The sequence below is a fragment of the Hymenobacter sp. BRD67 genome (assembly GCF_013256425.1).
GTDB lineage: Bacteria > Bacteroidota > Bacteroidia > Cytophagales > Hymenobacteraceae > Hymenobacter.
The window spans coordinates 2,504,222-2,527,022 of record NZ_CP053904.1; the positions used below are offsets into that span (position 1 = coordinate 2,504,222).

Genomic DNA, 22,801 nt, shown 5'->3' on the forward strand with positions numbered 1-22,801 from the left:
CTCCGTATAGTAGAGCCCGCGCGCCAGCCATTTATTTATGCCCTCTTCTACCTTACCCAAGCTCCCAAAGGCGTCTTCCGCCAAGCCAGCATCCGCTACCAGTCCTTCTTCTAAAGCCGCTGCCAACTCACCCGTGCGCGCTGGCTTTGGCGCGCTGCCCCATGCCAAGGGAGTCACTTTTCGGGTGTGGGCCCCGGCGGCCACAGCCGTGTCGGTTGTCGGCACTTTCAACAACTGGGATAAGAACGCCAATCCCTTACAGGCCGAGCCCGATGGCAACTGGGCAGCCGACCTGCCCCTGGCTAAGCCTGGCGACGGCTACAAGTATGTGCTTCAAACAGCGAAGGGCGAGCTGACCCGCAATGACCCCTACGCCCGGGCCGTTACGAACTCCAGCGGCCACTCGCTGGTATTTGACCCGCTGGACTTTGATTGGGAAGGCGACAATTTTCAGATGCCGGCCTGGAACGACCTTATCATCTACGAGCTGCACATTGGCACTTTTAATGTAAAAGAGCCCGGCAAGCCCGGCACCTTTCTGGATGTGATAGAGCGGCTCGATTATTTGCAGGGCCTCGGCATCAACTGCATCGAGATTATGCCGGCCACCGAGTTTCCGGGGGCTTACTCGTGGGGCTACAACCCTTCAAACCCATTTGCGCTGGAAAGCGATTACGGTGGGGCCGAAGCCTTTCGCCAGCTGGTGAAGGCGGCGCATCAGCATGGCATTGCGGTACTGTTAGACGTGGTTTATAACCACTTCGGCCCGGCGACCTCGATTTGTGGCAGTTCGACGGCTGGAGCGAGAACGAGGGGGGTGGCATTTATTTTTATAACGACTGGCGCGCCAAAACGCCCTGGGGCGAAAACCGCCCCGACTACGGCCGCCCCGAAGTGCGCCGCTACATCCGCGATAATGCCCTGATGTGGCTCGAAGACTACCACTGCGACGGCCTGCGCATGGATGCTATTGCCTTCATTCGCAACGTGAACGGGGAGGAAGACCCCGGTGCCGACCTGCCCGACGGCTGGACCCTCATGCGCTGGGTAAACGAGGAAATACGCCAGCGCCAGCCCTGGAAAATCACAATTGCCGAAGACCTGCGCTCCAATCCGGGGATTACGGGCAGCGTGGAGGCCGGCGGACAGGGCTTTTCGGCCCAGTGGGATGCTTCCTTTATCTACCCCGTCCACGACGTTCTCACGGCCGCCGAAGATGCCGACCGCAATATCGAAGCGTTGGCCGGAGCCATCAACACCTCTTATAATAATGATGTATTCCAGCGGGTTATCTACACCGAAAGCCACGATGAGGTAGCCAATGGCAAGAGCCGCCTGCCCGAGGAAATTGTGCCCGGTGATGTTGAAAACTATTTTGCCAAGAAGCGCATGGTGCTCGGGGCCAGCCTGGTATTTACCGCGCCGGGTATTCCGATGCTGTTTCAGGGGCAGGAGTTTCTGGCCCCCGGCTCCTTTAACGACACCGAGCCCCTGCAATGGGACTGGGCCGAAGCCCACAGCGGCCTCACGCAGCTCTACCGCGACCTTATTGCTCTGCGGCGCAACCTGCACGGCACCACGCCCGGCCTGCATGGCCAGGGCTGCCAGGTATTTCACGTCAACAACACGGACAAAGTGCTGGCTTTTGCCCGTTGGGAAGATGCGCTGGAAAACGCAACCATTATCATCGCCAACTTTGCCAACCAGGCTCACCAGGGGTACGCCATCGGCCTGCCGGCCCCGGTAGCTGGACGGTACGCTTCAACTCCGACTGGCAGGGCTACGACAGCGACTTTCAGGACTTCCCCAGCTTTGGCACCGAGGCTGAGGCTGGCGACTACGACGGTTTCCCCCAGCACGGCCGCTTCGACCTGGGCCCTTACGCCGTACTGGTGCTGTCGCGGGTATAATTAAGGAATGAGCGTAGTGGGCGTAATCTGAGCACTATCGTTTTAGATACGTTAAACGAGGTTAGTCAAATTACGCCCATTACGCTCATCACTCACTGCCTTATACTGGTGCCTGGTCGTAGCGCTCGTCCTGCACCTGAGGCCAGCCGCCTTCAAACATAAATTCGGCCAGCGGCTTGCGGCTGCGGGGGGCCAGCTCGCGCTCGCGCAGGGATTCGGGCACCGTAGCAGCGGCGCTGGGGTAGCCGATGGTAAATACCGCCACCGCGTCGTAGCCGGCCGGAATGCTGAACGCCGTGCGGGCGGCCTCGGGCGAGAAGCCGGCCATCTGGTGAATCTGCAAGCCCAGCTCCACGGCCTGGATAGCCAGGGTAGCTACCGCCTGGCCTACGTCGTGCCTGGCCCAGGCATTGGGGTTATTGTCGTGCGAAAAGGTTGCTTTGGCAATGCTGATGGCCAGCACCGGGGCGTCTTTCACCCACACCTGGTTGAATTCACCCAAGGTGGCCAGGATTTTCCCGAACGCCTCGGGGCTCGTGGCTTTGCTGCCTACGATAAAGCGCCAGGGCTGCTCGCCAAAGCAGGAGGCCGCCGAGCCGGCCGCCGTAAAGAGCTGCTGCAGGGCCTCGGCCGCGACGGGCTGGCTCGTATAGGCGCGCGGACTGCGACGCTGGGCCAGCTGGGGCAGAATAGGATGCTCCGACGTGAGCACGTTTGTTAAATCAGACATGAGAAGTGGTGTAAAATTCGGGGGTATAAAGCCGCTGCACGGGCTTTATGTTTTGGCAACCCTACCGCGGTTCGTTCCTTTTTCGCGTAGGAAGTACTGGTGCCCCGGCTTACCTTTCGCTCCTATTCCTGCCCATTGTTCACCTCGCTATGCAGCCGCAGCCCCTCGCGCCCGAAGCCCTGTTTCCCGATTCCTTACTGATTGAAGTGGCCTGGGAAGTATGTAACCAGGTGGGCGGCATATATACTGTTATTCGCTCGAAGGTACCAGCTACCATGCCGGCCTGGGGCGGGCGCTACTGCTTGCTGGGGCCTTACTTCCCGCAGCAGGCCCAGGGTGAGTTTGAGGCCTATGACGACGACCAGCTGGCAGGCATGACCGACCCCTACGCGGCTGCCGTGCGCACGCTGCGCGCCCAGGGTATGGATATCTGCCTAGGCGTGTGGCTCGTAACGGGCCGGCCGCGGGTAGTGCTCATCAACCCGTTTCAGCAGTACAGCCGGCTGGCCGAGCTGAAAAGCGACCTCTGGCGCGACCATAAGATTACGGCCCCGGACAACGACGATTTGCTGCATCAGGTCATTGCCTTTGGGAATCTGGCCACGCAGTTTATCGAAGCCGTAGCCAGGCAGACAGTCGGCCAGTGGAAGGTTATCGGCCACTTTCACGAGTGGATGACGGGCGTAGCCATTCCGGAGCTACGCCGCCGCCAGGTGCCCGTGCACCTCGTGTTTACTACGCACGCTACCCTGCTGGGCCGCTACCTGGCCATGAACGACCCCGACTTTTACGACCACCTCATGCTGGTAGACTGGCGCAGCCAGGCCCGCCACTTCAACATCGAGCCGGCCGTGAGCATGGAGCGGGCCGCCGCTCATGGCAGCCACGTGTTTACCACGGTGAGCGAGCTGACCGTGCGGGAATGCATCTATCTGCTCGACCGGATACCCGATGCCGTATTGCCCAACGGCCTCAACATCGAGCGCTTTGTGGCCCTGCACGAGTTTCAGAATCTGCACAAGCTTTATAAGGATAAAATCCATGAGTTTGTGATGGCGCACTTCTTCCAGAGCTACTCCTTTGACCTCGACCAGACGCTGTACCTTTTTACTTCTGGAAGATATGAATATCATAATAAGGGCTTTGACCTAACGCTCGAAGCCCTGGCCCGTCTCAACCACCGCCTGCAAGCCAGTGGCCTTGAAGGGCAGGTAGTGATGTTTTTTATTACCAAGCGTCCCTACACCAGCATCAACCCACTGGTGCTGCAAAGCCGCGCCCAGCTGGAAGAAGTGCGCCAGACCTGCCGCGCCATTGAGGAGCAGGTGGGTGAGCGGCTGTTTTACGCCGCCGCCGCCAGCCAGGACCACCGCCTGCCCGACCTCGACAGCATGGTGGACGACTACTGGAAGCTGCGCTACCGCCGCGGCCTGCAAAGTTGGAAAACCGCGGCCCTGCCCTCGGTTATCACCCACAACCTGGTGAACGACCAGGACGACGACATCCTGAACTTCGTGCGCCGGGCCAATCTGGTGAATAACAAGCACGACCGGGTAAAGATAGTCTATCACCCTGATTTTGTGAGCACTACCTCGCCCCTGTTTGGCATGGACTACGGGCAGTTTGTGCGCGGCTGCCACCTGGGCGTGTTTCCGAGCTACTACGAGCCCTGGGGCTACACCCCGCTTGAGTGCGTGGCGCGCGGCGTGCCGGCCATCACGAGCGACCTCTCCGGCTTTGGCGACTACGTAGAGAAGAACGTATCCGAACATGAGGAAAAGGGTATATTTGTGGTGCGCCGCCAGGAGCGCAGCTTCGACCAGGCCGCCGAGGAGCTTACCGACATGCTCTGGAATTTTGTGCTGCTGAGCCGCCGCGAGCGCATCAGCCAGCGCAACCGGGTGGAGAGCTCGGCCGATATTTTTGACTGGAAAAACCTGCGCGTGTACTACGACCGGGCTTATGCGCTGGCGCTGGAGCGGCAGTAGGTTATGTTCGCACAGAGGTGCCTTCCGCTCCTGCTTTTTATAGCCACTACTACCCTTGCCCACGAGTTTTGGCTTCAGCCGGCCAGTTTTCGGGTAGCGGCCGGGGCCACTCTGCCGCTGCGCCTGCTGGTGGGCGATGGCTTCGTGGGCACTCCCTGGCCCCGGCCCACGCGCCGCGTGCGGCGCTTCCTGCGCTTTGGCCCGGCGGCTCTACCGACTCTACCGACCTGCGCCCGGCGCTGCTGGCCGATTCGCTGGCCCCGGCCATAGGCTGCTCTGCGCCCGGTACGCACCTGCTGGCCCTTACGAGTCAGCCAGCTTTCCTAGAACTACCTGCCAGCGAGTTCACGGCCTACCTGCGCGCCGAAGCCCTGGGCTACGCCCTGCGCCAGCGCGAGGAAGCCGGCCAGACTACTTCTAAGCCAGGCCGCGAGGCATACCAGCGCTGTGCCAAGGCGCTGGTTTTTGCTACTGCGGGTGCCACGGGGCGCAGGCTGCCGGCCAGTGCCGACACGGCATACCGGCGGGTGCTGGGCCTGCCGCTGGAGCTGGTGCCCGAGCAAAACCCTTACCGCCTGCGGCCCGGCGCGGCCCTCACGGTTCGGGTATTGCGGCAGGGCCAGCCCGTGCCGGGCGCACCAGTGCAGGTGTGGCAGGCTGGTATAGCGCCGGGGCCAGCCGCTGCACCGGCTATACGTCACTTCACCACGTATACCAATGCTCAGGGGCGGGCGCTGCTGCGGCTGCCCGGCCCGGGGCCCTACCTGCTGGCTACCGTGCGCATGGAAGCCGCCCCGCCGGCGCTGGCCGGGCAGGCCGATTGGCTTAGCACCTGGGCCTCCCTCACCTTCGGCGGGCCCGAAACGGCGGGTAAAACCGTCTACTCCCAACCTGCCAATTAGTTAGCGCCTCACCTTCGGCCTTGCTCCGTTTCGCATTTTCCTTTTTATCGCTACCTTCGCCACCCAGCACCAAAATCTCCATCTCCCGCCACGGTTTTATGAAGTACTCAATCGATAAAAAAGAGAGCTATACCGTCATCACCATCGATGAAAAAAAGCTCGATACCACCGTTGCGCCAGACCTGAAATCGGAGTTTGTTAAGCTCAACGCTGAAGGCAGTAACAACCTGATACTCGACCTTCAAAACGTAAAATACACCGACTCCTCCGGCCTGAGCAGCATCCTTATCGCCAACCGCCTGTGCAACTCGACGGGCGGCCTGCTGGTGCTCACCGGCCTGCAAGACCACGTACTGAAACTCATTACCATCAGCAAGCTCGAGTCGGTGCTGCACATCCTGCCCACGGTAGAGGAAGGCATCGACCGCATCTTTTTGCACGCCATCGAGCGCGACCTGACGGATAAAGAATAGCCTGGATGTCAGTTTTTGGTTGTCAGTTGTCAGTTTTTTAATTGATAGCTGGCAACCTCTATTTTTTAGGCTTATCCGCTGCACTTGTTCGGACTAACAATTACCTGGCCCGAACGACCAGCACCTGACAATCACTCCAGTGACTTTTGAGCTTCAGATATTGGGCAGTGGCTCGGCAACGCCGATGGTAGGCCGCCACCCTACGGCGCAGCTGCTGGCCGTGGGCGAGGGCCGCTACCTGCTCGACTGCGGCGAGGGCACCCAGCTACGGCTGCTTGAACAGCGCCGCCGCTTAAGCTCGCTTCGGGTTATTTTTATCTCGCACCTGCACGGCGACCACTACTTCGGGCTGTTTGGACTATTGAGTACCCTGAGCCTGCAAGGTCGCCAGGAACCGCTCACGGTAGTTGGTCCGCCCGGCCTGGAGCTGGTACTCACCACCCAGGCGCTGCACTCGCAGATGCAGCCGGGCTACCCCATCACCTTCGTGCCCGTCGATACGGAAGCGCACGCCGTGGTGTATGAAGATGCGCTGGTGCGGGTATCGTCGCTGCCGATGCGCCACCGCATTCCGTGCTGCGGCTATTTGTTTGAGGAGCAGCCCCGGCGCAACAAGCTGGTGAAGGAGCGCCTGCCCGCCAGCCTCTCTCCCACCGAGCTGAGCCAGTTGGCGCAGGGCCACGACCTGCCCGCCGACCCGGCCACCGGTCGCCCGGCCCTGCGCCACGCCGACGTATCGGTGCCTGCCCCCGCGCCGCGCCGCTACGCTTTCTGCTCCGATACGGTGTACACACCCAGCCTGGCTGAGCTGGTACGCGGGGTTGACCTGCTGTACCATGAGGCCACATTTCTCAACGACCTGCGCGAACGGGCGGCCGTGACGTTCCACAGCACCGCGCGGCAGGCCGCCGAGCTGGCGCAGGCGGCAGATGCCCAGCGCCTGCTCATCGGGCACTTTTCTTCGCGCTATAAGCAGCTCGAAGGCCATTTACAGGAAGCTCAGGCGGTGTTTGCCTGGACGGCGCTGGCCACCGAAGGCCTGGTAGTAAGCGTGTAAACATTTTCCTGGCTTACGCTGTCATGGCAACCGCAGCCAGGTGGCTGCCCTCACGCGAATTATCCGCAGCTGGGCCGGCACCCTTGCCGCGTTCCGCGCTACGCTTGCTCTGACCACCCAACTCTATGCCTGCCACCTACGCCCACAAAAAACAGCAGCTTTACCTCGTACTCAGCGGCATATTCCTGGTGAATGCCCTTCTGGCCGAGATTATCGGCGTGAAGATTTTTTCGGTCGAGAAAACCTTCGGCCTCACCGGCAACCTGACGGCCGGCGTGCTGGTGTGGCCGGTGGTATTCCTCACCACCGATATTATCAACGAGTACTTCGGCCACAAGGGCGTACTGCGGGTGAGCTTTTTAACGGCCGGCCTTATCCTGTATTCCTTCCTGGTGATTCTGGGCACCACGCACCTGGTACCGGCCGATTTCTGGCTGGACCTGAACAAGACGGACACCCTCGGCCGACCCTTCAACATCGAATTTGCCTACCAGAGTATCTTCCGGCAAGGCCTGGGCATTATCATTGGCTCGCTGGTGGCTTTTTTGATTGGCCAGGCCCTCGATGCCAGCGTGTTTCAGCTGTTTCGGCGCATCACGGGCAGCCGCTTTATCTGGCTGCGGGCCACTGGCTCCACGCTCATCTCGCAGCTCGTGGACAGCTTCGTGGTATTATATGTGGCTTTTTATATATTTGGTAACTGGACGCTGGCCCAGGTGCAAAGCGTGGGTTGGTTTAATTACTGGTATAAATTTGCCGCCGCTGTTTTGCTCACGCCGCTGCTGTATCTGGCGCACTACCTTATCGACCGCTACCTGGGGCCGGAGGAAACGGTGGAGCTGCAGGAAGAGGCGCTGGCGGATAAGGGTGTCTGATTATTTTGTCCAAATCTCTCTTTTATGCGTTTTTTTTATTTGTTTATCGTTTGCTGGACATTAGCACACACGACTGTAGCACAGCCCATTAAACATAAATCAGATTGCTACGTGCTAGCTGACAGCATTACGCGGCATCCAGCCATAATTAATTTAGTAGAAAGTGATAAGATAGCTATTAAAGAACTGTCAGGTAAGAAACATTTCCTGCATGCGGGCAGCATTGCGTGGTTTCAGAGCAAAGGGCATCGTTATTACACCCTCAATAATTTTGAGGTGAAACCGGGCAACGCAGATAGTCGCGTACGATATGGCTTCGCAGAACTGGTGGACAGCGGGCAAGTTACGCTTCTCCGCTACGACTATAGCAAAGCGAAATTTATGGTAATCGGCGGTTCAGGTATGTTACTGCCTGGCGTAGGTCCTGGCATGGCTTCGCTCTACTTATTACGATTAGCTGCGTCGCCACAACAGGTAACCGTTGTGCCATCCGATGGACTGCTCGGAAATGGCCCACGCTTTCGAGCTGCCTTGCAGCCTTACTTAGCAAACAGACCCGACCTACTTACTTTATTATCAGATAAAAAATTCAATATACAAGACTTGCCAGATATCGTCCGCGCTATTAATACAAATCAGGCGTACACAAAATCCTTTCTTCCAGTTGGCGGCTATTAATTCCTTCTAATGTCCCGTATCCTTACCGGCATCCAGAGCACCGGCCGCCCACACCTGGGCAACCTGCTCGGCGCCATCCTTCCGGCCATCGAGCTGTCGAAAAACCCGGCCAACGACTCGCTGTATTTCATTGCCGATTTGCACTCGCTCACCACCGTGCGCGACCCGGCGCTGCTGCGCGCCAATACCTACGCCGTGGCGGCGGCCTGGCTGGCCTGCGGCTTCGATACCGAAAAAAACCTGTTTTACCGGCAGTCCGACGTGCCGCAAGTAACGGAGCTGACGTGGTACCTGTCGTGCTTTACACCTTATCCGATGCTGGCTAATGCGCACAGCTTCAAGGATAAGAGTGATAAGTTATCGGATGTAAATGCCGGTCTTTTTACTTACCCGGTCTTGATGGCGGCTGATATTCTGCTCTACGATGCGGAGATAGTACCCGTGGGCAAAGACCAGATTCAGCACCTGGAAATAGCCCGCGACATCGCCCAAACATTCAATAATCGTTATGGTGAAACCCTGGTGCCGCCCCAGGCCCGCGTCGATGCCGAGCTAATGACCATTCCGGGCATCGACGGGCAGAAGATGAGCAAGAGCTACGGCAATATCATCGACATTTTTGCCCCGGAGAAGGAGCTGCTTAAAACCGTGCGCAGCATCATCTCGGACAGCACGCCGCTCGAAGCGCCCAAAAACCCCGACTCCGATACTACTTTTAAGCTCTACTCGCTGCTGGCCACGCCGTCTGAAACGGCCGAACTGCGCCAGCGCTACGAGGCGGGTGGCTACGGCTACGGCCACGCCAAACAGGCGCTGTACGAGCTGATTCTGCGGCGCTTCGCCACCGAGCGCGAGCAGTTCAACTTCTACATGAGCAACCTGCCCGAGATTGATGCACAGCTGGCCATCGGGGCCCGGCGGGCGCAGGAATACGGAGCAAGCGTACTGGCTAAGGTGCGACAAAAGGTGGGATATGGTGCCTGAACCGCGGATGTATCGGATTCGTCGGATTAATCTGATTTTGAGGCCGATTATTCTTGTCACAGGCAATTTTATTCAGACAGGCCGCCTACCAGGCGGCCTTTTTTAACGTCTTCAAAATCCGACGACTCCGATACATCCGCGGTTCAGACAATCTGCTGGTGCGAAAAGCTGAAGCCTACCTTGCTACCCCGGCTAACCTGCTGGTTTTCGAGCTTTTGCTTGACGCTGATACGCTGAATCTCGGGCAGCGGCGGTGCAATGAGGTCGTTATTGACGGCCGCAATCATAGCGCTTTCCACAAACAAGCGCATGGCTTCGGGTGTAATAACACTGCCGCTCATGTCGTGGTCGGGTAGCTCGAGCTGCTGCACGCCCTCCAGGAAATAGTGACTGTCGATATTGATGAGCAGGCGGCCGAGCAGGTAGCCGGGGTCATTGAGGCGCTGGTAGCGAATGCTGTCGGCCATGAAGTTGTAGGCCATAATGTGGCCGAAGAAGCGCCGCCGGAAGTCGGCCTCCACGTAGGGCGTGTTGAGTAGCGCGAAATCGTCGGGGAAGGTGACAATGTTGGAGTGCATCACGAACACCAGCAAATCGCCCGAGAAGCGGATGTGAAACTCCATCTCATTGACGGGCAGGCACTCGATGCGCACGCTGGCGTCGGCATCGGTGGTCACTTTCTGCGTCAGCTCCAGGCAGAGCTGCTGCGACACCTGGCGCAGCAAGATAAACGCCGCCTGCGTGGCCCGAAAAATAGCCTGCTTGGCACTCGACTTTTCGCGCAGGCCCTCGGCAATGAGGTTGAGGCGGTCGGGGGGTAAGGCAGGGGCAACTTCGGCTACCTTCGCCGGGGCAACGGTCTTTTTAGAAGGCCGGGGAGCTTTTTTGGGGGCAGGGGGCAGACTGACAAGGGCGGGAGTTGCGGTGGCAGCAGCAGATTTAGCCATATAAACCGGGTAAGTGGCGGCAGAAGATAAAAAGGAGCCGCACCGCATAGGTACGCAAAGAGACCGGGCAGTGGTTGTGAAAACACCGCCCCGACGCTCCGGCAACAACCAGGAAAGCCGGCTCCGGAAGAAGTAGCCGCTGGCCAGGCCGCCCTCGGGCAACTTTGTGCGTCTTTGAAGCCCGGCAGCCAAAGGCTATGCCACAGCTGCTGTAATTTCAACGCTTCAACCTTTACCCTTTACGCATGATACAGCACACAGTCCGCCAGGCGGGCGTGACAGTAGCCCTGCTCCTGGCCGGCACCGCCGCCACCCAGGCGCAAGTAGGCCCCGGCACCCAGTGGACCAAAGATGGCTACGGCTACCTGAAAGTGCAGCAAGACGAGCTGGTGCAGCTCGATGCCCGCAAAACCGGTCAGGCGCTCACTATCCTCAGCAAGCAGCAACTTACACCGCAGGGCGCCACGGCACCGCTGAAAGTGCGCCGCTTTTCGCTCTCCGATGACGGCAAGCAGGTGCTGCTCAACACCAATACCAAGAAAGTATGGCGCTACGATACCCGTGGCGACTACTGGGTGTATGACCTGGCCACCAAGCAATTAACGCAGCTTGGCAAGGGCCGGCCAGAGTCGTCGCTGATGTTTGCCAAGTTTTCGCCCGATGGCAAAAAAGTGGCTTACGTGAGCGAGCACAATCTGTACGTAGAGAACCTGGCTGACCACCGCATCACCCAGCTTACCACCGATGGCACCGACCGACTTATCAACGGCACCTTCGACTGGGTGTATGAGGAGGAGCTGGACTGCCGCGATGGCTTCCGCTGGGCCCCCGATGGCCAGAGCCTCGCCTACTGGCAGCTAGACGCTACCAAAACGCGCAACTACCTGATGCTGAACACTACCGACGCCCTTTACCCCTACACGGTGCCGGTGGAATACCCCGTAGTAGGCCAGGACCCCAGCCGCGCCCGCATTGGCGTGGTGCCGGTGGGCGGCGGGGCTACCCGGTGGATGGATATTCCCGGCGATGCCGTGCAGCATTACCTGCCGCGCATGGAGTGGTCGGGCAAAAACGAGCTGATAGTACAGCAGCTCAACCGCCGCCAGAACGAGAGTAGTATTATTCTCTGCAACACGACCACCGGCACGGCTAAGTCGATTTTCAGCGAAACCGACAAGGCCTGGGTTGATGCCAAGGACGAAGCTATTGGCTGGAACTGGATTGAGGGCGGCAAGCGCTTTGTGTGGAGCAGCGAAAAGGACGGTTGGCGCCACCTCTACGCCGTGGACCGCACCGGCAAGGAGCAGTTGCTCACGCCCGGCAACTACGACGTTATCAGCTTAGCAACCATCAGCGAGCCGGCGGGCACCATTTACTTCATGGCCTCGCCCTCCAATGCCACCCAGACCTACCTTTACAAAGTGCCGCTGAAGGGCGGCAAGGCCGAGCGCGTAACCCCCGCCGCCCTCATCGGCTCGAACAGCTACGACGTGTCGCCCAACGGCAAAATTGCGCTGCATACCTTCTCCAACACCGGTACCTTCCCGGTGGCCGACGTGGTGAGTCTGCCCTCTCACGCGCGGCTGAGCGGCGGCGAAGTGCCCGAGCAGGCCAGGAATATGAAGCTGCCCAAAACCGAGTTTTTCCAGGTAAAAACCGTGGATGGCGTGACCCTCGACGGCTGGATGGTGAAGCCTACCAACTTCGACTCCAGCAAGAAATATCCTATCGTGTTCTACGTGTATGGCGAGCCAGCCAGCCAGACCGTAACCGACCACTTCGGGACGGGCCTCAACCGGCTCTACCAGGGCAATATGGCTGATGATGGGTACATCTATGCCTCGCTCGAAAACCGGGGAGCCCCCGCCCGCGCGGCCGCGAGTTTCGCAAGGCTATTTACCACAACATCGGTAATCTGAACATCCGCGACCAGGCAATGGGTGCGCAGGAAGTATTAAAAAACAGCTATATTGATACCAGCCGCGTAGCTGTGTGGGGTTGGAGCGGCGGCGGCTCCAGTACGCTCAACCTGCTGTACCAGTACCCGAATATTTATAAAACGGGTATTTCCATCGCGGCCGTGGACAACCAGCTCAACTACGACAATATATACCAGGAGCGCTACATGGGCCTACTGCCGGAAGACCGGCACTTTTTCGTGGATAACTCGCCCCTGGCGCACGTCAAAGGCCTGCGCGGCAATCTGCTGCTCGTGCACGGTACCGGCGACGACAATGTGCACTACAACAACGCCGAGCAGATGATTAATGAGCTGGTGAAGAATAATAAAACCTTCCAGCTGATGAGCTATCCCAACCGCACGCACAGCATTTCGGAAGGCGAAGGCACCAGCCGCCACCTGGCCAGCACCTACACTAAGTTTTTAAAGGAAAACTGCCCGCCCGGTGGCCGGTAACGACCGTTTCAACCGACACTTAACTAAAAAGCCCCACCTCCGATGCGGAGGTGGGGCTTTTTGCGCCTACGCTAAGCAGCAGCCCGCGAGGCAACGGCCGCCCGACGGACTAACCGGCCAGTGGCAGCTCAATAAGGAAAGTAGTACCCTTGCCCTCAGCACTTTGAAACGTAATACTTCCCTCGTGCAGCTCAATAATGGTCTTGATGATGGACATACCCAGCCCGGTGCTGCGCTCGCCGCGCAGGCCCGGCCGGCGGGCTCTGGTAAATTTTTCAAACAAGCCCGCCTGCAACGCTACCGGAATACCAATACCGGTATCGGCCACGGTTATCAGCGCGTGGCTGGCAGTTGCTACCACCCGCAGCGTAATGGTGCCGCCATCGGGCGTAAACTTAATAGCGTTGGACATCAGGTTGTTAATGGCCTGCATAAACTTGTTCTGGTCCATCTCCACAAAAATCGGCACTCCTTCCGCCTCAAACCCGAAATGCTTATCTGTGTAGCGGCTGCCAGTTTGGTACTGCGTAATGAGCAGGCGCAGCTTTTCGACCAGCTCTATCCGCTCGCGCCGCAGCACCACGTTCACAGAATCGAGAAACTCATGGTCAACGAAATCACGAATCAACCCTATGCTGTCGCGGCATAAGTCGCGCATGTGGTCAATCATGGTTGTCAGCGCTACATCTTGCAGCGGCGCCACTGCTTCGTGAAAGTAGTCGCTCATTTGCTGAAGCACGCTGAACGGACCAGCCAGCTCGTGCGACAGAATCTCCAGCGTCGTATTTTTTTTCGTGTTGTACTTATCGGCATGCCAAAGCGCAGTCTTGGTGGCCGAAACATCTTCCAGCAAGCCGCCCACCTGGTCGCCATCGGGGCCGGCAAGCCAATGCGGCGTGATACTCAGATACTGCACCACTCCTTCGGGGGTGCGCAGCCGCAGCTCAAACGGCTCCCGGAGCTGGCCCCCGCGCCAGCGGTGCCAGCAATCCAGCGCATGCTCGTAGTCATCGGGATGGATACGCGCCAATAGCCCCGGCAGCTCCTCGTTTACCCGCTCGCAGTGGCCCTGCAGCAGTTCCTCATAGGCAGCACTCACATAGCTAACGCGCTGCGGCTGCACCTCATAAACAAAAAAAACCTGCGGCGACTGCTGCAGGAAGCTGGTAATAAAAGCGGTAGGGAAAGACATAGTTGCTGAAAGCTTAGCCGTATAATAAGTAACGTAGCAGCAAAGAGAGCGCAAAGTGGCGCAAAGAGAAAAAAGGCCTACGCTGGCACACCCGGCTCCAAAGCTGGCAGCCTGCTAGCCGGTGCCCCAAGAGCCGTTTCCACTTCCTGCGGCCGGGCCGACCTTCAGCACCTTCCCTGCCGGCCCGCATAAGCTTACGCAGGCTTTAGCTACCAAAGCTACTCATGAGTAGCGCAGGTAGGCAATCTGCCCTTGCAAGCTCTTTGCTAAGCGCGCCAACCAGCCAGTCCCATGGTCGGGCCGGCTCCCTGGCTGCAAGCAACTTAAGAGTCGCCTGCTGCCAGCCTGCGCGTCACATACAGCTACCGGCGCAGACCACTGGCCGAAAGTACTAAAAATCAGGATTCCTTGCGAGCGGGGTTTGAGCACGGCCCCGCCTCCCCTTTCAGAAACATCTGCGGCGGCGCCGCAGATGTTTCTGGGCAGGCAGTACGTTTGCAGCAGCGGATGGCTGCGAGGCCGCTTTGCTGCGGTACCGCCTCCTGCTCACCGGCCGGTCCGACCGGCTTCCGCTGCGTATATCGACGATTATACTATGAAAAAATATTTGTTGCTGTGGCTGCTGCCAGCTTTTCAGGCGGCGGCCCAGTCTTCTCCCGCCGCCCCGCCCCTAACGGCCAGCCTGGGCGGCGTAAAGCTGACGTTTTCGCTCACGGCCGGCCGGCCGGGCTACGCTGTAACATATGACCAGAAGCCAGTAGTAACGACCTCGCGGCTGGGTATTGCCCTGGAAGACGGCCAGGGATTTGCCGGGCCGCTGGTGCTGACGGGCAGCGAGCTGAAAGACGTGGACGAAACCTGGCAGCCGGTGTGGGGCGAGGTCAAGAGCATTCGAAATCATTATCAGCAGCTCACAGTGCACCTGCGCCAGCCCGCCGCGCCGGGCCGGCGGCTCGACGTAGTATTCCGGGTATTTGCCGACGGCGTGGGGTTCCGGTATGAGTTTCCGCGCCAGCTGGCCCTGGGCAATTTCGTGGTCAGCGACGAGCTGACGGAGTTTGCCCTGCCCGCCGACCACCAGGCTTTCTGGATACCCGGCGACTACGATACCAACGAGTACCTCTACACGCACTCGCGGCTGAGTGCCGTCGACAACTCGGCGCAGGTGCGGTCATCGGGCGAGATTGCCGTGCGCGTGGCTCCCGACCCGCAGGCCGTGGCTACGCCGCTCATGCTCAAGGCCGACAATGGCTTATACCTCAACATTCATGAGGCCGCGCAGGTAAATTACCCGGCCATGCAGCTGCACGTCGACCGCGCCAGCCACGTGCTCACGGCTCGCCTCGTGCCCAGCGCCGTGGGAGGCAAAGCCTTTTTGCACGCGCCCAGCTGCACGCCGTGGCGCACGCTTATCGTCAGCGACAAAGCGCCCGACATTCTGGCCTCGAAGCTGATACTCAACCTGAACGAACCGAACAAGCTACCCACTACCGACTGGATAAAACCTATGAAGTTTGTGGGCGTGTGGTGGGAGATGCAGACCGGCCGCTCTGATTGGAAATACGCCGCCAGCGCCGACACGCTCGACCCGCAGGGCCGGCTCATTCCGACCGGCCGCCACGGTGCCAATACTGCCAACGTGAAGCGCTACATCGACTTTGCCGCGCAGCATGGCATGGCGGGCGTGCTGGTGGAGGGCTGGAACGTGGGATGGGAAGACTGGTTTGGCAACTGGAAGGAAAACGTGTTTGATTTCGTGACACCCTACCCGGATTTTAACGTGTCGGAAATCCATCGGTATGCCGTCAGCAAGGGCGTAAAAATGATAATGCACAACGAAACCTCGGGCGCAGCTACTAACTATGAGCAGCACCTCGACACGGCTTACCAGTTTATGAACAAGTATGGCTACCCAGCCGTGAAAACCGGCTACGTAGGCCGCATTATCCCGCGCGGCGAGCACCACGACGGGCAGTGGATGAGCAATCATTTTGTGCGGGTGGCCGAGATGGCAGCCCGGCACCACGTAATGGTCGACATGCACGAGTCGGTGCGCCCGACTGGCCTGAGCCGCACCTACCCCAACTGGATGGCCAGCGAGGCCGGGCGCGGCAACGAATACAATGCCTTCAGCACGGGCAGCCCGCCCGAACACGAGACGATTATGCCCTTCACCCGCTTTATGGGTGGCCCAATGGACTATACGCCGGGCATTTTCAAACTCAAAAACTTCGAACCGACCGGCAAGCGCCAGGTGCATACTACGCTGGCCAAACAGCTGGCATTATACGTAGTACTATATAGCCCTTTACAAATGGCGGCCGACCTTCCCGAGAACTACGAGCAGCACCTCGATGCTTTCCAGTTTATTCAGGATGTGCCCGTAGACTGGGATGATACCCGCGTGCTGGCCGCCGAGCCCGGCGACTACATTACCACGGCCCGCAAAGCCAAGGGGAAAGATGAGTGGTACCTGGGCAGCATCACGGATGAGCAGGCCCGTACGCAACCCGTGAAGCTGGACTTTCTCACGCCCGGGCAGCGCTACGAGGCCACAATCTATGCCGACGGCAAAGGAGCCGATTGGCAGCAGAACCCGACGGCTTACCAGATTACCCGGCAGGTCGTAACCAGCAAGTCGGCTCTGACGCTGAAGCTGGCCCCCAGCGGCGGCGCGGCAGTAAGCTTTAAGCCACTGGCCGGCAAGTAATTTCGGCACTGCGCTAAGGGCAGCAAGAATTTAAAAAAGCAAAAGCCCCGTTTCCAGGTCGGAAACGGGGCTTTTTGCAGAGAAGGAGGGATTCGAACCCCCGGACCTGTTACAGTCAGCGGTTTTCAAGACCGCCGCAATCGACCACTCTGCCACTTCTCTAGTAAATAAAATGGTAAAACGGCAACCTGGCAAAGCGTGGAAGCTACTTTGCCAAGGCACTATTTCACCATTTCGCAGAGAGGGGGGGATTCGAACCCCCGATACCGTTGCCGGTATAACGGATTTCGAATCCGTCGCATTCGACCACTCTGCCACCTCTCTAAAGGTCCCAATTGAGTGGTTGGGGCTGCAAAAGTAGGTAGCTAATGACTAATGACCAATGACTAGCGACTAATTTTTTTCTACTTTATTTTAACTAATTAGTCTCTAATCACTTGTCATTGGCTATCAAATTCAGCCGGCCCGTTACGGCGTCGATGCTTACGTTCACCTCAAAGCCAATGATGAGCGTCATACACACAAACTCCAGCCAGACCATAAAGCCCACCAGCGCGCCAATAGAGCCGTAAAAGTGGTTGTAGGAGTTGAAGATGCGCACGTAGAGCGTGAATAGAAACGAGACAAGAAAGATGAGCAGCGTAGCCACCACCGCGCCCGTCGAGATAAAAGGCCATTTATCGTGCACCGGCGGCACGAAGTAATAGATAACGCAGGTAGTGGTGAGAAACAGCCCGATAAGTGAGCCGTAGCGCAGCACCATAATCATAAACTCGGTAGAGCTTTCGGGCACAATTTCATAAAAGACCAGCGCGTCGATGATGAAAGTGCCAAAAAAGATACCCGCGATGGCGATTACCAGAATCAAAGCCAACGCAAAAGTCAGCACGGTAGCAATGGCGCGCTTATGAAAATACCCCCGGTGCTTAAACCACGGGTACTTCTTCTCGAAAGCGTCGAGCAGGGCCATAATGCCGTTGCTCGACAGCACCAGCGCCGACACGAACCCGAACGAGAGCAGGCCGCCGTGCGGGATGCGCACAATGTCCTCGATGGTGCCCGCCGTGGCCGCGTACAACTCGTGGGGCATGATGTCGGCCAGAAACTGCAGAATATCCACATCCAGGTTGGGCACCGGGATGTAGGGGATGAGCGTAAACAGAAAAATAATGGTCGGAAACAGCGCCAGCGTTAGGTTGAAGGCCATATAGGCCGCGCGCTTTTCAAGCGAGTCGAGGCGCAGCTCGTGCAGCACGCGGTCGCCCACGTCGTAGAGCGAGACGCGGCCCCACGCATCCGTTGACGCTTGCCCCAGGCCATCACCGTGCGGTAGGCGCGGTGACGGCGCACATCGGGCAGCATATCGCGACGGCGGGCGGGTGGAGCGTGCATGTTGGTGATGTGAGAATGTGTTGAATGTGGAAATATGAAAGATAGACGAGAAATCCGAGCAGGTTTGCTCATTTTCACATTTCCATATCCAACGCATTTTCACGTTAAAAAAACTTACTTACCAAACGCTGCCGGGGCCGGCGCGTCGGCCGGCGTGGCGCGCACCGGGCCGACGGGGCTGTCGGGCTCGTCGTTGGCAAAGTACGGCGCCAGCTTTTCGCGCACGCTGGTCGGGATAGCCACCGGCCGGCCGGTAGCCGTGCTCACGAAAACCATCAGGGTATAGCCTTCGGTAAGCAACTCGCCGGTTTCGTTGCGAATCTCATACTCGAATTTCACCCGTGAGCCTTCGGCCAGCTCGCGCAGCAGCACCCGGATAGTCAGCAGGTCGTCGTAGCGGGCGGGGCGGCGAAAGCGGGTGTGCAGCTCGCCCACCGGCATGCCTACCCCCTGCCCTTCCAAATCCTTGTAGCGAATGCCCAGCTGCCGGAACGACTCGGTACGGGCCACCTCAAAGTATGCCGCGTAGTTGCCGTGATAGACGTAGCCCATCTGGTCGGTTTCGGCGTAGCGCACGCGGATTTGGATGTCGGACTGGTACATAGCAACCTGAAAATTACTTATAAAACGGCTGTCATGCTGAGCTTGCGAAGCATATTGTCAGGTTTGCATTATGGCTGTTCTGTCCTGATAAGATGCTTCCTTCGTCAGCATGACAGGTGTGAGGGAAAATGCTGGCTAGAGCTACCGAATGCCCACCCGCGTCAGCGCGGCCTGGTAGCGGCGGGCGTTCACGAGGTGCTGGGCCTGGGTGGTAGCGAAGGCGTGGTAGCCGCTGAAGTCGTCCTTGGCGCAGAAGTAGAGGTAGTCGTTCTGCTCGGGGTGCAGCACGGCGTTGAGGCTGGCGATGCTGGGCAGGTCGATGGGACCGGGCGGCAGGCCGGCATACTTATAGGTGTTGTAGGGCGAGTCTTTTTGCAGGTGCACATTGAGCACGCGCTTGATGCCGAAATCGCCGTTGGCGTATACCACAGTGGGGTCGGCCTGGAGCTTCATGCCACGCTTGAGGCGGTTGAGATACACCCCGGCGATGCGGGGGCGCTCGTCGGCGTGCTGCTGCTGCTCGGCTTCCACGATGCTGGCCAGGGTGCTCACCTGCACGCGGGTGAGGCCCAGCTTATGGCGGGCTTCGTCGCGCTCGGGCGTCCAGAACTTCTCGTACTCGCTTTTCATGCGCTGCATGAGGTTCTGGGCCGAAGTATTCCAGTACAGCTCGTAGGTATTCGGAATAAACATGGAGAGCACCGTAGTGGTGTCGAAACCCAGGCTGCGGGTGTAGCTGGGGCTGCTCAGCAGTGAGTCAATCTGCTTGGGCTTGGCGTCAATCTGCTTGCTGAGCTTGCTGGCCAGCTCGCGGCGCAGGCGCACGTTGGTGAAGGTGAGCTTGAGCGGCGTCTGGCGGCCCGACTTCAGCAGGTTGATTACCTGGCGGTTGGTCATGCCGGTTTTCAGCTCGTAGCGGCCGGGCTTTACGGCGCCGGGCTTGTTGTAGCCCATCAATTTGCCCACAAAGTGCAGGGAGAGCTTGTCGATAACCGCGCCGGTATTCTCGGCCGCTACCAGGGCCTTTTGCCAGTTATCGCCCCGGTGAATATAGACGAAGGCCGGCAAATCTTTAGTATCAATATTCGTTGTATAGAATATTTGAAAAAAGTAATAGGAGAAGCACACCAGTATCAGGCTCAGAATCACGCTTACGGTGGCAAAGCGGTTGCGGCGCTTGATGGAGTCGGCCCGGTACTGAATAGCGGACTTTTTGACAGGTTCGGTCATAGAACAGAGAATAATCGCCCAAAAATAACCCCAGCCAGCGCTGTCGGCGCGGGCAACACAAACAACCAGGGGTGCTTTCACTTATACCCAGTCCTTTTATGGTCAGTTGACCTGCAAAACCGCTCGCCGTAGTACCTTTCGCGCCCCAACGGGCCACTACTGCTGGCTTACTTTGTAATTATTATCCTTTTTTCTGCCCTATGGCCGCTACCCTGCTCCGCATCCACCCCGATAACCCGCCCAGAACCGTATTCTGCAAGTAGTTGACGTGCTGCGTAAAGGTGGGCTTATTATTTACCCTACCGATACGGTTTATGGCATTGGCTGCGATATCAATAACGCAAAAGCCGTTGAAAAGCTCTGCCGTATCAAAGGCTTGAAGCCGGAGAAGGCCAACCTGAGCTTTATCTGCCACGATTTGTCGCACATCAGCGATTATGCGCACGGCATTACTACGCCGGTGTTCAAGGTAATTAAGAAGGCGCTGCCCGGGCCGTTTACCTTTATCTTCGAAGCCAGCCCCAACGCTCCGCGCTACGGCGGCGTGAAGCGCAGCACGGTTGGCATTCGGGTGCCCGACAACCAGATTGTGCGCCAGATTGTGAAGGAGTTCGGCACGCCCATCGTGAGCACCTCGGTGCGTGAGAGCGAGGAGACGCTGGAGGAGTACGTGACCGACCCCGACCTGATTTTTGAAAAGTACCGCTCACTCGTGGACCTCGTCATCGACGGCGGCTTTGGCGGCAACGAGCCCAGCACCATCGTCGACTGTACCAACGACGACTTCGAGCTGGTGCGCCAGGGCCTGGGCGATATCGAGCAGTTTTTGTAAGGCTAGCGCAAGAAGAAAAGGGAACGCCATGCTTAGACAAGCTCAGCATGGCGTTCCCTTTTCTTATGCCTATGACTTTACTGGCTGGCCGGCCGCCTGTGCTTCCAGCGGCGGTGCGTCCAGAGGTATTGCTCGGGCGTGGCCCGGATATCGGCCTCCAGCTGCCGGATAAAGGCTTCGGTAACCGGATAGCGCCGGGCTTCATCTGGTGAGCCGGCTCCGGCGGCCACAGCCCGCCCGTCGGGTAACTCCGTGAATCTCACTTCGTAGTAGCCGCGCCGCACACGCCGGATACCCACGTACAGCACTGCGCAGTCGAGCTGCTGAGCCAGTCGGTCGGCGCTGGTATAAAAGCCCGCGTCCTGGTGCAGAAAGGTAGTCCAGTACGGGCGGTCGTCTTTGCCGGCGGCCTGGTCGCTGAGCAGGCTCAGGGTGCGGCCCTCGCCGCGGTGCTGCACCAGATACCGCAGCGTAGCCAGCATGGGCACGGCGTCGGCTCCCAGGCGGGTGCGCAGGCGGCGTATGAAATATTCAAAAAACTCGTTTTTCAGCGGCTTATAAACGCCCGCTGCCCGGCCCGGAAATTCGAGGGCGGCGCCCGAGAGTATCCACTCCCAGTTGCCACGGTGCGAGCCCAGCGAAAGCACCGTGCGGCTTTCGGCAAAGTGCCTAGTCATTAATTCGGGGTTGACGAAGCGCATCCGCCGCCGCAGCTCGGCTGGGGATATGGCGCCGAGCTTTAGAATCTCGACGATAACCTGGGCAAAATGCCAGTAAAACTGCCGGCCGATACGGCGAACCTCGGCTTCATTCTTCTCGGGGAAAGAATTGCGCAGATTTGCCAGCATCACGCCCCAGCGGTAGCGCACCACATAGCTGAGCAGCAAATAGATAAAGCCAGCTATTCCGTAAAGCACAAACAGCGGCAGGTAAGCCAGGGCCAGCAGCGGCCAGCTAAGCGGGCGGTAATACCACGGCACAGCCGGGCGCGCACTCATCGGGGCACGGCCGCGCCGGCCGGCGCGTAGTCGGTGAGGCTGCGCTGGCCGCTTTGGCTTTGGGTAGCCAGTACTTTTTTGGTGGCGGCGTCGCGGGCTTCAATGGTCAGCGTAAAAGGCCCGGCCGGAATAGGACCCAGCGGCAGCTGCCCCACTACGGCCGTGGACCGGCCCGCCTGGGCCGTAACGAGCGGCGCGTCGGCATCGGCGGCAGTGCCGTCGGGTGCGGCCAGGTGGTAGTGCAGGCGCACTGAGCGGCCGGCCGGCACCTGGTTCAGCTCAGTGTAAAAGAAGACATTGTCGGCGCCCCGGCCGTAGTAGCCGCCGGCGGCCCGCGTCAGCAGGTAGCCGCCGCGGTTGAAGACACTCTCGGCGCTGGCTTTGGCGGCGGGCCGCGCCAGGAAAACCAAGTCGCTGAACGCCGGCGTTTTCGACTCGGCCACCACCAGCGGCAGCTCCACGGTAGTTTCGCCGTTGGCGCTGCGGTACTGGTCGCGGATGCGCCCGCGCAGCGTGTAGGTACCGTCGGGCAGGGTTACGCGCTTCAAAAAGCTGAGCGGATTTTTAATGGCAATCGTGGTGTCGCTGAGCACGGGCGGCTTCAGCGTCACGCTTTCCTGCCAGGCGGCGGTGCCATCGGCTTTGAGAATAGTCAGCTCGACCACGGCCGATGACTGAAACGATTTGGGCGCCCGCTGCCGGTAGGTGAGCGGCTGGGTGGGCACCGTCACGGAAATCTCCACTTCGCCACCCCTCTGCACCTGGTCGAGGTTACGGAACCTGGCTACCTGCAGGATAAGCTGCGGGGGCCCAGCTTGGACGTTGCTAACAGCGGCCAACGCTATCGACAGAGAAAGGGAGAGAACGCGCATAAAAGCAAAAAT

21 protein-coding genes and 2 tRNA genes are annotated in these 22,801 nt (G+C 59.0%); 13 read left to right on the forward strand and 10 right to left on the reverse strand.

From position 1 onward, the window contains the following. Nucleotides 1-37 precede the first annotated feature (37 nt). Both GKZ67_RS23535 and GKZ67_RS22650 read left to right on the forward strand, forming a co-directional pair. Nucleotides 38-925, forward strand: coding sequence for an alpha-amylase family glycosyl hydrolase (locus GKZ67_RS23535; protein WP_254244775.1), 888 nt, complete (start codon nt 38-40; stop codon nt 923-925). Beyond that, the gene (locus GKZ67_RS22650; RefSeq protein WP_254245247.1) at nt 925-1,914 is read left to right on the forward strand and encodes an alpha amylase C-terminal domain-containing protein; all 990 of its coding nucleotides are present in this window, start codon (nt 925-927) and stop codon (nt 1,912-1,914) included. Before GKZ67_RS23535 ends, GKZ67_RS22650 begins: the two co-directional genes overlap by 1 nt. Nucleotides 1,915-2,010: 96 nt before the next feature. Here the strand turns inward: GKZ67_RS22650 and GKZ67_RS11680 are convergent, their stop codons facing one another. After that, on the reverse strand, nt 2,011-2,640 hold the full coding sequence (locus GKZ67_RS11680) for a nitroreductase family protein (protein ID WP_173242510.1): 630 nt from the start codon (nt 2,638-2,640) through the stop codon (nt 2,011-2,013). Nucleotides 2,641-2,789: 149 nt separating this feature from the next. On the opposite strand from GKZ67_RS11680, the gene GKZ67_RS11685 reads away from it, so the two are divergent. From GKZ67_RS11685 to trpS, 7 genes are all read left to right on the forward strand, one after another. Further along, nucleotides 2,790-4,628 (forward strand): glycosyltransferase, encoded by a 1,839-nt coding sequence (locus GKZ67_RS11685; RefSeq protein WP_173242512.1) that lies wholly within the window; start codon nt 2,790-2,792, stop codon nt 4,626-4,628. 68 nt (nt 4,629-4,696) lie between these two features. After that, nucleotides 4,697-5,530 (forward strand): DUF4198 domain-containing protein, encoded by an 834-nt coding sequence (locus GKZ67_RS11690; RefSeq protein WP_173242514.1) that lies wholly within the window; start codon nt 4,697-4,699, stop codon nt 5,528-5,530. Nucleotides 5,531-5,628: 98 nt separating this feature from the next. Continuing rightward, nucleotides 5,629-6,003, forward strand: coding sequence for an STAS domain-containing protein (locus GKZ67_RS11695; RefSeq protein ID WP_151089188.1), 375 nt, complete (start codon nt 5,629-5,631; stop codon nt 6,001-6,003). Nucleotides 6,004-6,142: 139 nt separating this feature from the next. Continuing rightward, nucleotides 6,143-7,060 (forward strand): ribonuclease Z, encoded by a 918-nt coding sequence (locus tag GKZ67_RS11700; protein ID WP_173242516.1) that lies wholly within the window; start codon nt 6,143-6,145, stop codon nt 7,058-7,060. A gap of 125 nt (nt 7,061-7,185) precedes the next feature. Next, a complete protein-coding gene (locus tag GKZ67_RS11705) occupies nt 7,186-7,935 on the forward strand; it encodes a queuosine precursor transporter (protein WP_173242518.1) in 750 nt (249 codons plus the stop codon). Between the two features lie 24 nt (nt 7,936-7,959). Beyond that, nucleotides 7,960-8,613: a hypothetical protein gene (locus GKZ67_RS11710; protein WP_173242520.1), complete on the forward strand. Its 654-nt coding sequence runs from the start codon at nt 7,960-7,962 to the stop codon at nt 8,611-8,613. Between the two features lie 9 nt (nt 8,614-8,622). Further along, nucleotides 8,623-9,597: a tryptophan--tRNA ligase gene (gene trpS / locus GKZ67_RS11715; protein ID WP_173242522.1), complete on the forward strand. Its 975-nt coding sequence runs from the start codon at nt 8,623-8,625 to the stop codon at nt 9,595-9,597. A 143-nt stretch (nt 9,598-9,740) separates the two neighbouring features. Here trpS and GKZ67_RS11720 read toward each other — a convergent pair whose 3' ends face one another. Beyond that, nucleotides 9,741-10,544 carry a hypothetical protein gene (locus tag GKZ67_RS11720; RefSeq protein WP_254244776.1) on the reverse strand — a complete coding sequence of 268 codons (804 nt, stop codon included), beginning with the start codon at nt 10,542-10,544 and terminating at the stop codon, nt 9,741-9,743. A 245-nt stretch (nt 10,545-10,789) separates the two neighbouring features. Between GKZ67_RS11720 and GKZ67_RS11725 the strand changes: the two genes are divergently transcribed. Beyond that, entirely contained in the window at nt 10,790-12,463 is a 1,674-nt protein-coding gene (locus tag GKZ67_RS11725; RefSeq protein ID WP_317172136.1) for a DPP IV N-terminal domain-containing protein, read from the forward strand. Nucleotides 12,464-12,465: 2 nt separating this feature from the next. Continuing rightward, entirely contained in the window at nt 12,466-12,960 is a 495-nt protein-coding gene (locus GKZ67_RS24660) for an alpha/beta hydrolase family protein (protein WP_317172303.1), read from the forward strand. A gap of 109 nt (nt 12,961-13,069) precedes the next feature. Here the strand turns inward: GKZ67_RS24660 and GKZ67_RS11730 are convergent, their stop codons facing one another. After that, complete coding sequence (locus GKZ67_RS11730; protein ID WP_173242524.1) at nt 13,070-14,152, reverse strand: ATP-binding protein; 1,083 nt, start codon at nt 14,150-14,152, stop codon at nt 13,070-13,072. A gap of 595 nt (nt 14,153-14,747) precedes the next feature. On the opposite strand from GKZ67_RS11730, the gene GKZ67_RS11735 reads away from it, so the two are divergent. Further along, the gene (locus tag GKZ67_RS11735; protein ID WP_173242526.1) at nt 14,748-16,862 is read left to right on the forward strand and encodes a glycoside hydrolase family 97 protein; all 2,115 of its coding nucleotides are present in this window, start codon (nt 14,748-14,750) and stop codon (nt 16,860-16,862) included. 77 nt (nt 16,863-16,939) lie between these two features. Here the strand turns inward: GKZ67_RS11735 and GKZ67_RS11740 are convergent. The 5 genes from GKZ67_RS11740 to mltG form a co-directional block, all read right to left on the reverse strand. After that, nucleotides 16,940-17,024, reverse strand: a tRNA-Ser gene (locus GKZ67_RS11740). A gap of 75 nt (nt 17,025-17,099) precedes the next feature. After that, nucleotides 17,100-17,186 (reverse strand) — tRNA-Ser (locus tag GKZ67_RS11745). A 109-nt stretch (nt 17,187-17,295) separates the two neighbouring features. Continuing rightward, nucleotides 17,296-18,129, reverse strand: coding sequence for a YihY/virulence factor BrkB family protein (locus tag GKZ67_RS11750; protein WP_254244777.1), 834 nt, complete (start codon nt 18,127-18,129; stop codon nt 17,296-17,298). 239 nt (nt 18,130-18,368) lie between these two features. Further along, the gene (locus GKZ67_RS11755) at nt 18,369-18,857 is read right to left on the reverse strand and encodes an acyl-CoA thioesterase (protein ID WP_173242528.1); all 489 of its coding nucleotides are present in this window, start codon (nt 18,855-18,857) and stop codon (nt 18,369-18,371) included. Between the two features lie 141 nt (nt 18,858-18,998). Beyond that, complete coding sequence (gene mltG, locus GKZ67_RS11760; RefSeq protein WP_173242530.1) at nt 18,999-20,087, reverse strand: endolytic transglycosylase MltG; 1,089 nt, start codon at nt 20,085-20,087, stop codon at nt 18,999-19,001. A gap of 268 nt (nt 20,088-20,355) precedes the next feature. Here mltG and GKZ67_RS11765 point away from each other — a divergent pair, with 268 nt between their 5' ends. Then, entirely contained in the window at nt 20,356-20,919 is a 564-nt protein-coding gene (locus GKZ67_RS11765) for an L-threonylcarbamoyladenylate synthase (RefSeq protein WP_317172137.1), read from the forward strand. Nucleotides 20,920-20,996: 77 nt separating this feature from the next. Here the strand turns inward: GKZ67_RS11765 and GKZ67_RS11770 are convergent, their stop codons facing one another. Both GKZ67_RS11770 and GKZ67_RS11775 read right to left on the reverse strand, forming a co-directional pair. Then, the gene (locus tag GKZ67_RS11770; RefSeq protein ID WP_254244778.1) at nt 20,997-21,917 is read right to left on the reverse strand and encodes a lysophospholipid acyltransferase family protein; all 921 of its coding nucleotides are present in this window, start codon (nt 21,915-21,917) and stop codon (nt 20,997-20,999) included. Then, complete coding sequence (locus GKZ67_RS11775; protein ID WP_173242532.1) at nt 21,914-22,789, reverse strand: hypothetical protein; 876 nt, start codon at nt 22,787-22,789, stop codon at nt 21,914-21,916. The genes GKZ67_RS11770 and GKZ67_RS11775 overlap by 4 nt, the downstream gene beginning before the upstream one ends. Between the last annotated feature and the right edge of the window lie 12 nt (nt 22,790-22,801).

Excerpts from the sequence above, each read along its gene's own strand:
- GKZ67_RS23535 (WP_254244775.1), top strand. The coding sequence starts at position 38 with ATGCCCTCTTCTACCTTACCCAAGCTCCCAAAGGCGTCTTCCGCCAAG.
- GKZ67_RS22650 (WP_254245247.1), top strand. The coding sequence starts at position 925 with ATGTGGCTCGAAGACTACCACTGCGACGGCCTGCGCATGGATGCTATT.
- GKZ67_RS11680 (WP_173242510.1), bottom strand. The coding sequence starts at position 2,640 with ATGTCTGATTTAACAAACGTGCTCACGTCGGAGCATCCTATTCTGCCC.
- GKZ67_RS11685 (WP_173242512.1), top strand. The coding sequence starts at position 2,790 with ATGCAGCCGCAGCCCCTCGCGCCCGAAGCCCTGTTTCCCGATTCCTTA.
- GKZ67_RS11695 (WP_151089188.1), top strand. The coding sequence starts at position 5,629 with ATGAAGTACTCAATCGATAAAAAAGAGAGCTATACCGTCATCACCATC.
- GKZ67_RS11705 (WP_173242518.1), top strand. The coding sequence starts at position 7,186 with ATGCCTGCCACCTACGCCCACAAAAAACAGCAGCTTTACCTCGTACTC.
- GKZ67_RS11710 (WP_173242520.1), top strand. The coding sequence starts at position 7,960 with ATGCGTTTTTTTTATTTGTTTATCGTTTGCTGGACATTAGCACACACG.
- trpS (WP_173242522.1), top strand. The coding sequence starts at position 8,623 with ATGTCCCGTATCCTTACCGGCATCCAGAGCACCGGCCGCCCACACCTG.
- GKZ67_RS11720 (WP_254244776.1), bottom strand. The coding sequence starts at position 10,544 with ATGGCTAAATCTGCTGCTGCCACCGCAACTCCCGCCCTTGTCAGTCTG.
- GKZ67_RS11725 (WP_317172136.1), top strand. The coding sequence starts at position 10,790 with ATGATACAGCACACAGTCCGCCAGGCGGGCGTGACAGTAGCCCTGCTC.
- GKZ67_RS11730 (WP_173242524.1), bottom strand. The coding sequence starts at position 14,152 with ATGTCTTTCCCTACCGCTTTTATTACCAGCTTCCTGCAGCAGTCGCCG.
- GKZ67_RS11735 (WP_173242526.1), top strand. The coding sequence starts at position 14,748 with ATGAAAAAATATTTGTTGCTGTGGCTGCTGCCAGCTTTTCAGGCGGCG.
- GKZ67_RS11755 (WP_173242528.1), bottom strand. The coding sequence starts at position 18,857 with ATGTACCAGTCCGACATCCAAATCCGCGTGCGCTACGCCGAAACCGAC.
- mltG (WP_173242530.1), bottom strand. The coding sequence starts at position 20,087 with ATGACCGAACCTGTCAAAAAGTCCGCTATTCAGTACCGGGCCGACTCC.
- GKZ67_RS11770 (WP_254244778.1), bottom strand. The coding sequence starts at position 21,917 with ATGAGTGCGCGCCCGGCTGTGCCGTGGTATTACCGCCCGCTTAGCTGG.
- GKZ67_RS11775 (WP_173242532.1), bottom strand. The coding sequence starts at position 22,789 with ATGCGCGTTCTCTCCCTTTCTCTGTCGATAGCGTTGGCCGCTGTTAGC.